Consider the following 12,276-nt stretch of genomic DNA (forward strand, 5'->3'; position numbering starts at 1 on the left):
ATGCCCTACGGCTTCGCCTCTCCGCTCTGGCTCGCGGCGCTCGCCATCCTGGTGCCGCTCTTGTGGCTCTACCTGCGCTCGCGGCGCCGGCCGCCGGCGGTGGTGTCGAGCCTCATCGTCTGGCGCGTGCTGCAGGAGGCCGCGACGCCGAAGAAGCGCCCGTACCTGCCGCTGCTCTTCTTCGTGCAGGCGGCGCTCATCACCGCGAGCGTGATCGCGCTCGCGCAGCCGTTCCGCCAGGAGCCGGTGCCGCCCGGACCGCCGCGCGACGCGATCATCGTGCTCGACGTCTCGGCCAGCATGCAGGCGCTCGACGGCGGCGGGACGCGCTTTGCGCGCGCGCGCGCCGCGGCGCAGGAGCGCGCCTACGAGCTCGGGCGCAGCGGCCGCAAGATCACGGTCATCGCCGCCGGACAGCAGCCGCAGGTCGTCGGCACGCAGCTCGACGGCGCGCAGGCCGCGGACCTGATCGGCGAGCTCGAGCCGCGCGACACGTCGGGCAACCTGACCGCCGCCGCCGAGCTCGCGGCGGCGCAGGCCGGACCGCAGGGCTCGATCGACGTCTTCACCGACGTCGCGCCGGACTCGCTGGTGATGAGCCGCGACGCGCGCGCGATCACCACCGTGCATCGCTTCGGCAGCGGCGGCGAGAACGTCGCGATCTCCGGCGTGCGCGTGCTCGCGAACCCCTTCGACTCGCTCGCGCGGACGCGCGCGCTCGTGACGCTGCACAGCTATGCCACGGAGCCGCGCGAGGTGACGCTCACGCTCGAGCCGCTCGACGAGACGGCGGAGGGTGAAGCGCGGCCGATCGAGCGCACCGTGACGCTCGCCCCGGGCGCGACCGAGGTCGTGAGCATCGACGGCTTCACCTGGTCCGGCGCCTTCCGCGCCGTGCTGTCGCCCGCGGACGACCTGCCGCTCGACGACGTGGTCTACGGTGTGGTGCCCGAGCCCGTGCCGCTGCGCGTGCTGCTCGTCACCGAGGACAACAACCTGCAGCGGGCGTTCGAGACGCTCGCGCGGAGCCTCGGCAACGTCTCGGTGCGGACGCTGGTGCCGGTGCAGTACCGACCCGACGGCCGCGAGGAGATCACGATCTTCGACCGCTACGCGCCGCCGCTGCCGCCGGCCGGCAACGTCGCCTACCTCGCGCCGTCGCGCGGCAACTCGGACGTCACCGTCGCGGGCCCGCTCGCGCGCGGTCGGCTCGCCGAGCAGCGCGAGCACGAGATCATCGCCGGCGTGCAGAACGCGGAGACGCTGCTCGACGACGGCGTCGCGCTCGCCCCGACCGGCGTGCTGAAGCCGGTCCTGCTCGGACGCGTCGAGGGCCGCGAGGTGCCGCTCGTGCTCGCGGGCGAGGCCGGCGGACGTCGGGTGGTCGCGACGTCCTTCCCGCTGCGCGCGGCGGACCTGCGCAGCGCCGACGGTCTGCCGACGCTGGTCTTCACGATCAACATGCTGCGCTGGCTGTCGCCGACGAGCGGCGTCGCGCCGCTCACGCGCACCGCCGGCGAGCGCCTGCGCGCCGGCTTCCCCGACGCGGCGCCGATCTCGCGCGTCGAGGGTCCGGAGGGAGCGCGCGACCTCGATCCGGGCGAGGAGATCACGCTCGAGCGCGCGGGCGTGTACACGGCGGTCGCGGGCGGCGAGGAGCGCCAGCTCCTGGTCAGCTTCGTCGACCCGGTCGAGTCCGACATCGCGCGTCCGGCGGCGCCGGCGACGGTGGTCGCGTCGCCGCGGCCCGCGACGACCGAGCCGGTCGCGCAGCCGCTCTGGCAGCGGGTGCCGTACGTGCGCGAGGCGCTGCTCGTCGCGCTCGCCGCGATGCTGCTCGAGTGGCTGGTGGTGGCGCTCTCCGGGCCGCGCGCGCGGCGCGGAACGACGGCTGCGGACGACGGCGCGCAAGCGTCGCCGGCCGCGGGAGCGAGCGCCTGATGCTCGCGCAGTGGCTGCAGATCGGCGACCGCGGGCTCGCCTTCGCCTCGCCGCAGTACCTGCCGCTCGCGCTGCTCGCGCCGGCGTTCCTGATCCTCGCCGTCGTGACGCACGTCCGGCGGCGGCGCGCGGCGCGCGCGGGCTGGCCGGTCGCGCCGCTCTGGCGGCTGTGGACCGCGACGCTGCTGCGCACGGTCGCGTACCTGTGCGCGGTGGCGGCGATCAGCGGCGTGACGCTGGTCGAGACCGAGCGCGAGGACCGCCTCACCGTGGTCGCGCTGCAGGACGCGTCGGAGAGCATCAGCCCCGCCGAGCAGGCCTGGATGCGCGACTGGCTCGAGCAGCTCGTCGGCGCGATGCGCAGCGACGACGAGCTCGCGCTCCTCACCTTCGGGCGCGACGCCGGTCTGGTGAGCGGTCCGGGCGCGCCGGTCCTGCCGGCGGAGGTCGCGGCCGAGACCGACGGCAGCGCGACCAACCTGATGGCCGCGATCGACTCCGGCGCGAGCCTCGCCTCGACGCGCGGCGGCGCGATCGTGCTGCTGAGCGACGGCAACGAGAACGTCGGCGACGCCTCGGTCGCCGCCGAAAGCGCGCGCCGGCGCGGCGTGCGCGTCTACCCAATCGTTCCGCCGCGCAAGCAGGCGCCGCTCACCATCGAGCACGTGAGCGCGCCCGGCGTCGCGCGCCAGGGAACCGACGTCAAGCTCTCGGTCGCGATCGCGAACCGCGGCACCGAGACGCTCGACGCGACGCTGGTCGCCCGTCAAGGAGAGACCGAGCTCGGGCGCGTGCCGCTGCGCGTCGCGCCCGGGCGCTCGGTGGTCGACGCCGAGGTGCGCGCCGGCGTGCCGGGCCACTACGCGGTGACCGTCTCGCTCGAGGCGCCGCCGGAGGTCGCGTCGGCGCGCGCGCGACGCAGCACGACGCTCAGCGTCCTCCCGCCGCCGCGCGTGCTCGTCGTGTCGTCGGACGCGGCGCTGGTGCCGCTGCTGCGCGAGGCCGGGTTCGACGTCGAACGTCGCGCGCAGCTCGGCCCGGTGACGGCCGCCGAGCTCGCGCGCTTCCACGCGGTCGTGCTCGGCACCGTGTCGCGCAACGACCTCGCGCCCGCGGCGCTCGACGCGCTCGAGGAGTACGTGCGCGACCTCGGCGGCGGCTTGCTGCTCGCGGCCGGGCGCGGCCTCGTATCCGACGCGAAGCTCAAGGGCACGGCGCTCGAGCGGCTCTTGCCGGTGCGCGTCAAGGAGCAGAAGCCGCGCAAGCAGGTGCGCGAGCCGATGGCGCTGTTCCTGGTCGTCGACCGCTCGTCGAGCATGAGCTACGGCGTGCGGCTCGACCAGCAGAATCCGAGCCGCATGTCGTACGCGCGCGAGGCGGCGCTGGCGCTGATCGCGCAGCTCGAGGATCGCGACGAGCTCGGCGCTGTCGCGTTCGACACCGAGACCTCGCTCTTGAGCCCGCTGCAGCCGCTCGGGCAGAGCCGCGAGCGGGTCAACGACCTGATCAGCCGGCTCGTGCCGAGCGGCGGCACGGACTTCAAGGAAGCGCTCGAGATCGCGGCGCGTCAGCTCATCGCGAGCGGCCGCACGACGCGGCACATCATCCTGCTCAGCGACGGCGCGAGCATCCGACCGACGGCGGAGCACGAGCCGCTGATCGAGGCGCTGGTGCGCTCGGGCGTCACCGTGACCTCGATCCGCATCGGCGACGACAAGGACAGCTACGAGCTCGTCAAGGACATCGCCGAGCGCACGGGCGGCGCGTTCTACCTCGTGACCGACGCGGTCTCGCTGCCGAGCCTGATGATCCAGGACACGCAGAAGCGCGCCGGGCGCGACGACGAGGAGCCGAGCGACGCGCCGTTCCGGCCGCGCGTCGCGATGCAGGCGGAAGCGCTCGGTGGTCTGCGCGAGCGCGAGCTGCCGGTGCTGCGCGAGCTCGCCGAGGTGCCGCTCAAGCCGGGCGCGCAGGCGTGGCTCACGACCGATCAGACGGGCAGCACGAGCCCGATCCTCGCCGGCTGGCAGAACGGGCTCGGTCGCGTCGTGGTGTTCACCGCCAACCCGACGCGCGAGTGGCAGAGCTGGAACCAGGTGCGTCGCTTCTGGGCGCAGCTCGTGCGCTGGCTCGCGCGTCCGCAGAGCGCCGACGAGCTGCGCCTCGAGGTGCGCGACGAAGGTCGCACGCCGATCCTTGCGATCGACACCTACGACAGCGTGCACGACGGCACGCTCGTCCTGCGTCTCACCAATCGAGACGGCAGCGTGCGCGAGATCTCCCCGCCGGCGCTCGGTCCGCGTCACTACGAGGTCGCGCTGCCGCCGCTCGACTCGATCGAGCCGCGCATCGTGGTGCAGAAGAAGCGCGGCGACGAGCTCGTGTTCTCGCGCGAGGAGTGGCTGCCCGCCGCCGCGGCGAACGAGCAGGTCGGCGAGGAGGATCCCGAGGCCGAGCCGAACTGGCCGCTGCTGTCGCAGATCGCCGAGATCACGGGTGGTGCGGTGAACGCGCCGCTCGCCGAGATCCTGAAGCGCGCCCCGGCCGAGCGTCAGCTCACCTACCCGCTGATCGAGGCGCTGGCGCTCGCGGCCTTCGTGTTGATCGTGCTTGACATCGGCCTGCGCTTGCTGCCGTCGCGCGGCGCCGAGGGCTGAGCGAGCCCGCGCAGGTCCGCAGCGTCTCGAGCCGTGAAAATGGCTGAAAATCGGGCTTGCAGACGGCCGAGCGCATCGTTACCGCGCGTTGCATTGCCACCGAGGGCCGCTATATTTCACGTCTTCCGTGCCTTCTGCGGCACGGCATTTCCCTTCAAGTCAGCAGGAGGCAAGTAGAACGATGGCCTACATCATCACCCGGCTCTGCCGTGACTGCGTGGACACCGGCTGCGTCGCGGTTTGTCCGGTTGACTGCATCTACGGCTACCGCGGCTCGGACACGGCCACCTTCCCGAATCAGCTCTACATCCACCCCGACGAGTGCATCGACTGTGGAGCTTGCGAGCCGGAGTGCCCCTGGCAGGCGATCTTCGAGGAGGTCGCGGTGCCGGAGGTGTTCAAGGACGACATCGCCTTGAACTACAAGATGATGGAGTTCCAGTCGGACTTCGAGGTGCAGAAGCACGAGAAGAAGGAGCACCCGACGGCGGAGCAGGTCGAGGCCAACAAGGCGAAGTGGGGGCTGACGAAGTAGCGGACCTTTCGCCGCCTCTTGGTCAGGAAAAAAGCCCGCCGGCGTTGCCACCGGCGGGCTTTTTTGCGCTTGGCCTACGGGGTGCGCGTCCTACGCGGCGCGCTCAGCCCCTGCAGGTCAGCTTGGCGTTGTCGACACGGCAGTTCCCGGCGGTACCCGCACGCGGAATGCCGAGCTCCATGTCGAGCGTGACCGGCCCGACCTGTGGAGCGCTGATGTCGAGGTTGGTCAGCTTGATGTCGTACTTGTACTGCCCAGGGGTCTTCTTCACCGGCATGAAGCGCACGCGATAGGTCTTCGCGGCGTTCTGGCAGATGACGGCGCCGTTTGGCTTGACGGCGCAGCTCGAGGCGGCGACGTCGACGACCACGTCGAGGTTGAGGCCGTCGGTGACGCGGATCGAGAAGTCGCTCGGCGGCACGATCGCGTCGTTCGGTCCGAACTGCCCGGTCAGCAGGTTGCCCTTGATCATGATGCGGCCGGGCTTGGTGCGCGTGCGCCAGACGTTGGCCGTCTGGATGTTGATCGGCGCCGGCGGCAGGATCTCGAAGAACTGCAGGCCGACCGCCTGCGGCACCATGATCGGCTGCAGCAGGCTCGGTCCCACGGCCTGAACGAACTCGATCAGCAGCTCGAAGCCGGTGGACGTGGTGCCGAGGAACTGCTGGGCGAAGGCCTCGAACTCGGGCGAGACCGGACCCTCCGGCCCGAACTGCACACCGATGCTGTCGAGGAACTGACCGCCCTCGATGATGCCCTGCTCGAGGGCGTCGATGTCGAAGGTCGGTGTGACGCAGGTTGCGACCACCGCCTGCAGGCTGGGCGGCAGGTCGGGCACGATCGTCGAGCCGACGCCGGTCGTCGGATCGAAGTTGCCGAGCGGGCCGATCGGCTCCTGCGTCGCGATGTCCGCAAATGTCATGACGAAAGTTTGCGCAACGCGCCGACGGCGGCGTCGTTGATGTTCTGCGAGATGCCCAGGACGACGAGCAACGTCAGGACGTACGAGAGCTGCGAGCTGTTCTCGTAGACGATGTTCTCCGGATCGGGGAAGAACCGTTGCGGTAGCTCACCCTCGGTGTCGCTGCTGACGAACGGTCCGACGAAGAGATCGGTGAAGACGGCGGAGAGCCCTTCCACCGTCGTGGTGCAGTTTGCGGCGACGGTGGCCGGGTCGACCTGGCCGTTCACCGTATCGCCGGGGAAACCCTGTGTCGGGTCGATGGTGAATCCGAGCTGCGCGCTTGCCGGTTGCGCCGAGGTCAACGTCGCGAGGGCGACGATCGCGACAAGTCTGCCGAAGCTGATGCGCATGACCTGACTCCTCGTGCTCGAGTTTCGGTGGCGGGACGGGATCGTCGGAACCTCCCGCGACCGCGGTTGATGATTCCGGAGCTTGGCTCCGGGGAACCGGAAGGATCGAGCAGCAGCGTCGTCGGCGAGTCCGGGTCGGCGCGCGCCGGCGGTCGCCACCCCCGCCGGCGTCGGGTGCAGGGCTCGGCTCGCAGCGCTGGCGACAGCGGCGTCGTCGTCGCGACCTCGAAGCGAGCCTGCGAGCAGATACGGTGGCGCATTTCACATACTTGAGCGTTTGTGGTTCGCCTCATACAAGGTCGCTAATGGCAGATGCAAGGGCCTTTCATGCGGCGACCGCGATGGCTGTCGCGAGCGCGCGGGCGTCGAACGAAGGGCGTGGAAGCACGGGCGGCGAGGCGCTAGAGGGACGCGCGGCGGGCGGCGGAGGTGCGGCCGTTGGGTGAGCAGATGAGCCGGTCGGGCGAGACCCGGCGCGGGGAAGGCGCTTGAGCGCGCCCCGACGCACGTCCGGGGCGGGCGGTCGCTCGTCGCGCACCTCCGCTGCGGATCGCGCGGCCCACTACGCCGAGATGCGCGAGCGTCGGCGCCGCGAGCGCGCCGAGGCCAAGCGTCAGACGCGGCAGGCGCTGCTCGAGGCGGGGCTCGAGGAGATCATCGAGCACGGCCTCGACGCGAGCCTCGACGCGATCTGCGCCCGCGCCGGCTACACGCGCGGCGCGTTCTACGTGCACTTCAAGAGCCGCGAGGACCTGCTCGTCGGCATCACCGAGTGGGTGCTGGGCGGCATCGTCGAGACGCTGCTCGCGCAGGAGTCGCACGAGGATCTGGCGACGACGGTCGAGCGCTTCCTGAACGGTCTCGAATCGGGCACCTGGCCGCTGATGCCGCGCATCCGCATCGCGACGATCCGGCTGATGGACGCGATCAACCGCTGGCCCGTGCTGCGCCAGAGCTTCGACGCGCTGATCGTGCGGGCGATGGACCGCTTGACGAAGACGGTGAGCGAAGGTCAGCAGCGCTCGCTGATCCGGCGCGACCTCGACCCCGTGCGGCTCGGGCAGCTGCTCACGACCCTCGCGATGGGCACGATCATGCTGCACAACGTCGGCGTGCCGCTCGACCTCGATCCGCGGCGCTCGGTGCTGCTGCAGATGCTCGCCGAGCCCAAGCCCGACGCGTCGCGCTGATCGTCGCGCGACGGAAAGAAAAGAAGCCCGCCGGCTTCGCCGCCGGCGGGCTTCTTTTGTGCTTGTCCTACGAAGGGGGCGTCGTGGGCGACGCGCTCACCCCTTGCAGGTCAGCTTCGCGTTGTTCGTGCGGCAGCTCGCAGCGGATCCCGCGCGCGGGATGCCGTTGTCGAGCTCGAGCGTGACCGGTCCCTCCTGCGGGGCGCTGACGTCGAGCCCGAACAGCTTGATGTCGAACTTGTACTGCCCAGGGTTCTTCTTCACGGGCATGAAGCGCACGCGGTACGTCTTGGCGCCGTTCTGGCAAATGACGGCCCCGTTCTTCTTGAGCGTGCAGCTCGCCCCGGTGACGTCGACGGCGACGTCGAGATCGAGGCCGTCGGTGACCCGGATCGTGAAGTCGGTCGGCTCGATCTTGTCGTCGGGCCCGAGCTGCCCGGTCTGCAGCGTGCCGTTGACGTGGACGCGGCCCGGCTTGGTGCGCGTCCGCCAGACGTTGGCCGTGCGGATGTTGATCGGGCCCGGCGCCAGGATCTCGTAGGGCTGCACGCCGAGCGCCTGGGGAATCATCAGCGGCTGCACCAGGTTCGGTCCGACGGCGAGAACGAACTCGGCGAGCAGATCCAAGCCGGTCGCCGTGGTGTCGAGGTACTCCTGGGCGAACTCCGTGAACTCCGGCGAGACCGGACCGGCTGGTCCGAACACCGCCCCGATGCTCTGCAGGTACTGACCGCCCTGGATGACTCCCTGCTCGAGGTAGTCGAGGTCGAAGCTCGGCGTGATGCAGAGCGCGACGACCGAGTACGGACCGGCCGGCTCGTCGGGCACCGTGAGCGAGCCGCTACCGGTCTCCGCATCGAAAAGGGTGATCGCGCCGATCTGCTGCGACAGAACGGCATCGGCAAACGTCAGGACGAACGTGTGTGGAAGCTCCGTGACCGTGGCGTTGAGCAAGTTCTGCGCGACGGCTCCGACGTAGAGCATCGTGAAGAGGTACGAGAGCTGCCCGTAGCTCTCGTAGACGATGTCGTCCGGATCGGGGAAGAAGCGCTGCGCTAGCTCGCCTTCGAGGCTTCCGTCGGCGAACGGTCCGGCGAACAGGTCCGTGAAGGTGGCGGAGAGGCCGGGCACCGTCGTGGTGCAGTTTGCCGCCACGGTGCCCGGATCGACCTGGGCGTTCACCGAATCGCCCGGAAAACCTTGCGTCGGGTCGATGGTGACGTCGAGCTGCGCGCTCGCCGGTCGTGCCGCGAGGGCGAGTGTCGCGAGGGCGACGATCGTGGCGAGCGAGCGGACGGTGAAGCGCATGAGAGACCTCCTTGCTCCGAGTTAGGTGACGAACCGAGCTGGCAAGCCCTCATACAAGCGCGCTCATGACATAGGCAAGCACATTTTTTTAGCGTACGTCTTTTTCCGACCCGACGCCGTCCGGAGAGTGCGGATGGGGCACCGAAGGGCCGGCCGCCGGGTGCTCGAGCGGCGGCGCGGAGCACGGCGCGCTCAGCTGCCGCGCGTCGCCTCGGAGTAGATCTTCGGCAGCTGGCGCGGCAGCTCCGAGATGTCCTCGATCACGAGGTAGCGCTTCTCGTCGATCATCTCGCGCAGGTAGTCGTGCCCGGCGCGGTCGACGGTGATGCAAAATGGGGCGATGCCGGCGCGCTGCGCCTCGCGCAGCGCCATCATCGTGTCGCGCAGCCCGTAGACGTTCGAGCGCCGGTCCTCGCCGTAGTCGAAGTCCTGCGGGAAGCCGTCGGAGAGCAGGATCAGGTGCTTCGCGCGCGAGGCGACCTGACGCAGCTTGCTGATCGACTGACGCAGCGCGGCGCCCATGCGCGTCGAGCGCTGCGGCTCGATCGCGCCGATGCGTCCGCGCACCGCGTGGTTCAGCGGCTCGTCGAACGACTTGACGTCGTAGAACTCGACGCGATCGCGCCCGTGCCCGGAGAAGCCGTAGATCGCGTACAGATCGCCGATCTCCTCGAGCGCCTGCGACATGATGACGAGCGCTTCCTTCTGGATGTCGATGATGCGCCGCGGGCGGCGCTTCCGCTGGGGAAGGCCCGTGTGCGCGGCGTCCTCGGGCAGCGGCTCGTCGGGCTCGGTGTCCTCGTCGGTCGACGCCGACATATCAAGCAAAAACAACGTGGCGACGTCGCGCTCCTCGCGCTGGCGCGCGATGTAGAGCTTCGGCGAAGGCGTCGTGCCCGCGCGCAGGTCGCTGCGCGCGTCGACCACGGCGGCGAGGTCGAAGTCCTCGCCGTCGAGCAGGCCGTGGATCGTGCGGTAGCCTTCCGGCTTGACGCGCAGGAACTGCCGACGCACCTCGGGCAGCATGTCCGCGTAGCGCGCGAGCGTGCCGGTGAAGAACTCGCCGTTGTCGCCCTCGAGCGCGATCTCGTGCACACGGCACCACTGCGCGCGGTAGTCGGAGATCAGGTAGTCCCACTCGTCGTGCAGGTAGACGCCGCGCGCCTCGCGACCGTGGCGCGTGAGCGCCAGCACCTGGTCGGGCTGCGTCGACGCTCCGCGGCGCTGGTCGGTCTCGACCTCGTGGCCGCCGCCGGTCAAGCCGGCGACGAACAACCCGGTCGGATCGATCGGACCGTCGGCGCGCAGCACCTTGAGGTGCGGGTTCTGCTCGAGGAAGGCGCGCAGCATGTCCGGATCGAGCGGACCCGCGGGCGCGGTCTCGTCGACGCGCTCGCCGTCCGCGTTGGTCTTGTCGACCAGGCGCACCGGGTCGCGCTCGCCGTCGCCGATCGCGCCGGGACGCTCCTCCGCCTCCTCGAGCAGGTAGGACATCAGCGGGTCCTCCTCGAGGAAGGGCTCGATGCCGTAGACGGTCACCAGGTCGCCCTCGGCGAGGCGCTCGCACAGAGCGGCCGTGACGTTCGCCGTGTCGTACACCGTCGCGGTCTCCGCCCAGGCCGCGGCGACGAAGCTCGCGAGCGGCTCGCGCCACTCGTCGCGCCAGACGATGCGCGCGGGGTCGCCGCCGAGCGCGAGGAACAGGATCGCCTGCGCGGCGCCGTACGGCTCCTGCGGCTGGTCGTGCGGGAAGACGTTCACGCGCAGGTCGCGCAGGTCGGCGGCGAGGCCGGGGAAGCGTCGCGCGAGCCGCGGCATCAAGCGCACGGCCTCGATGTGCACGAACATGCCAGCCGCGACCTCGGGCGCGACGAAGCGGGCGAACAGCTCGGGCAGCCCGCCCTCGTCTTCCGTGCCGAGCCACGTACCGAGCGAGAACTCGCGCGTGCCCTCGCTGTTCCACAAGATCGCGAGCGTCGCCTGCAGCTTGAGCAGCGTGAAGTTCTCCTCCCAGCTCGGGAAGACGTCGGTGCGCTGCGGCAGCAGGATGATCGCCGGATCGGTCGAGATCGGCGGGAACAGCCCGCGCGCGTCGACGCCCTCGATCGCCGGACGCCCCGGCGCGATGAGCTGCAGGTAGCCGCGCAGCGTCGTCTCGACGTGCTCGAGCAGCACCGCGACGTCGTGCTGCCGCAGGAACGCGAGCGCGCCGCGCGACTCGAGCCCGAAGAACGCGCGCGCCGCCGACGGATGCTCGGCCTCGAGCGCGATGCCCTTGGCGACGAACGCTTCGAGGTGCTCGCCGAAGCCGACCGCTTCGCCGACGCGCAGCACGGTGCGGAGAAAGCGCGGTAGCGCGCTCGGCACGCGCCGCGCGACCGCCGCCGCGAGGTCGAGGACGAGCGCACGCGCCGCAGCCGGGATGCGCCGCACGACCGGGCCCGCGACCTCGAGGGCATCGGTCAGCTCGTCGCCATGCGCAGCGAGCAGGCTCAGCACGTGCACGACCTGCATGCGCTCGCCCGCCGGGATGCGCGCGACGGCGTTCGCGACCTCCGGGAAGAGCGCGAGCGCCTTCTCGCGCGGCGCGACGCGACCGGCGAGGGCGAGCGCGGCGGCGAGCTCTTCGTCCGTGAGCTCGGGGTGATCCGGCAGCCGGCTCGCGACGTCGAGCGCGCGGCGCGAGCCGAAGGCGATGCGCTCGACCGCTCCCGACCAGGCGTCAATCACAGATCCGCCGCGCGTCGCGAGCGCCTGACCCGAAGCCGCGGCGAAGCGCTGCACGATCGGGTCGCCTCCGTGTCTGCGCGCGAGCACCGTGATCGCGCGCGCCGCGGTCGCGAGGTCGGCGGCGAGCGGACGCCGTGCTTCGGCGAGCACGGGCAGAGCGGCCGCACCGAATACCGAGGCCGCGCGCACCGAGTGCTCGGCGATCGCTTCCACCGCGGCGCACCACGCTTCGAGCTGCTCGGCGCCGATCGCGCGCAGCTGCTCCGCGTCGAGCGCGATCAGCGCCTGGCTCGCCTCGCGTCCGGCCCCCTCGCGCTCGATCACGCGACGCAGGCTGGTCGCGTAGAGCTGCAGGAGCGGCGCGGGCACGTCGGCGCGAAGCCGCGCCGCCGTCTCGCGAAGACGGCCGGCGAAGCCCGGGCTGACGGTCTCGATGTCGGCCGCCAGCGTCGCGAGGGCGTCGCTCGGAGGGGTGTCGCGCATTGCGGGGAAGCAGGAAGTCTAGGGGCTGCGCGCGGTTGCCTCAACGTGCGCGCGAGCTCGGTCGGACGTCGCGCGCGTGTGTCGTCCGAGCCAGGCGTCCGTGCGCGCGTGCGTTCGG

General features: G+C 71.1%; 8 protein-coding genes. 4 read left to right on the plus strand and 4 right to left on the minus strand.

Features of this window, described 5'->3' with window-relative positions; all coding sequences use genetic code 11:
• The 3 genes from VIS07_16355 to VIS07_16365 all read left to right on the plus strand — a co-directional run bounded on the left by VIS07_16355 (nucleotide 1) and on the right by VIS07_16365 (nucleotide 5,133).
• Nucleotides 1–1,941 carry a BatA domain-containing protein gene (locus VIS07_16355; protein HEY8517084.1) on the plus strand — a complete coding sequence of 647 codons (1,941 nt, stop codon included), beginning with the start codon at nucleotides 1–3 and terminating at the stop codon, nucleotides 1,939–1,941.
• Nucleotides 1,941–4,598 carry a VWA domain-containing protein gene (locus tag VIS07_16360; protein ID HEY8517085.1) on the plus strand — a complete coding sequence of 886 codons (2,658 nt, stop codon included), beginning with the start codon at nucleotides 1,941–1,943 and terminating at the stop codon, nucleotides 4,596–4,598. Before VIS07_16355 ends, VIS07_16360 begins: the two co-directional genes overlap by 1 nt.
• A 181-nt stretch (nucleotides 4,599–4,779) precedes the next feature.
• Nucleotides 4,780–5,133, plus strand: coding sequence for a ferredoxin family protein (locus VIS07_16365; GenBank protein HEY8517086.1), 354 nt, complete (start codon nucleotides 4,780–4,782; stop codon nucleotides 5,131–5,133).
• A gap of 103 nt (nucleotides 5,134–5,236) precedes the next feature.
• Here the strand turns inward: VIS07_16365 and VIS07_16370 are convergent, their stop codons facing one another.
• On the minus strand, nucleotides 5,237–6,055 hold the full coding sequence (locus tag VIS07_16370) for a hypothetical protein (protein ID HEY8517087.1): 819 nt from the start codon (nucleotides 6,053–6,055) through the stop codon (nucleotides 5,237–5,239).
• On the minus strand, nucleotides 6,052–6,447 hold the full coding sequence (locus VIS07_16375; GenBank protein ID HEY8517088.1) for a hypothetical protein: 396 nt from the start codon (nucleotides 6,445–6,447) through the stop codon (nucleotides 6,052–6,054). Before VIS07_16375 ends, VIS07_16370 begins: the two co-directional genes overlap by 4 nt.
• Before the next feature lie 488 nt (nucleotides 6,448–6,935).
• Here VIS07_16375 and VIS07_16380 point away from each other — a divergent pair, with 488 nt between their 5' ends.
• Nucleotides 6,936–7,637 carry a TetR/AcrR family transcriptional regulator gene (locus tag VIS07_16380; GenBank protein ID HEY8517089.1) on the plus strand — a complete coding sequence of 234 codons (702 nt, stop codon included), beginning with the start codon at nucleotides 6,936–6,938 and terminating at the stop codon, nucleotides 7,635–7,637.
• Nucleotides 7,638–7,733: 96 nt separating this feature from the next.
• Here VIS07_16380 and VIS07_16385 read toward each other — a convergent pair whose 3' ends face one another.
• Nucleotides 7,734–8,945 carry a hypothetical protein gene (locus tag VIS07_16385; protein HEY8517090.1) on the minus strand — a complete coding sequence of 404 codons (1,212 nt, stop codon included), beginning with the start codon at nucleotides 8,943–8,945 and terminating at the stop codon, nucleotides 7,734–7,736.
• Between the two features lie 192 nt (nucleotides 8,946–9,137).
• Nucleotides 9,138–12,158 (minus strand): VWA domain-containing protein, encoded by a 3,021-nt coding sequence (locus tag VIS07_16390; protein HEY8517091.1) that lies wholly within the window; start codon nucleotides 12,156–12,158, stop codon nucleotides 9,138–9,140.
• Between the last annotated feature and the right edge of the window lie 118 nt (nucleotides 12,159–12,276).

This window comes from Candidatus Binatia bacterium (assembly GCA_036563615.1).
GTDB lineage: Bacteria > Desulfobacterota > Binatia > UBA12015 > UBA12015 > DATCMB01.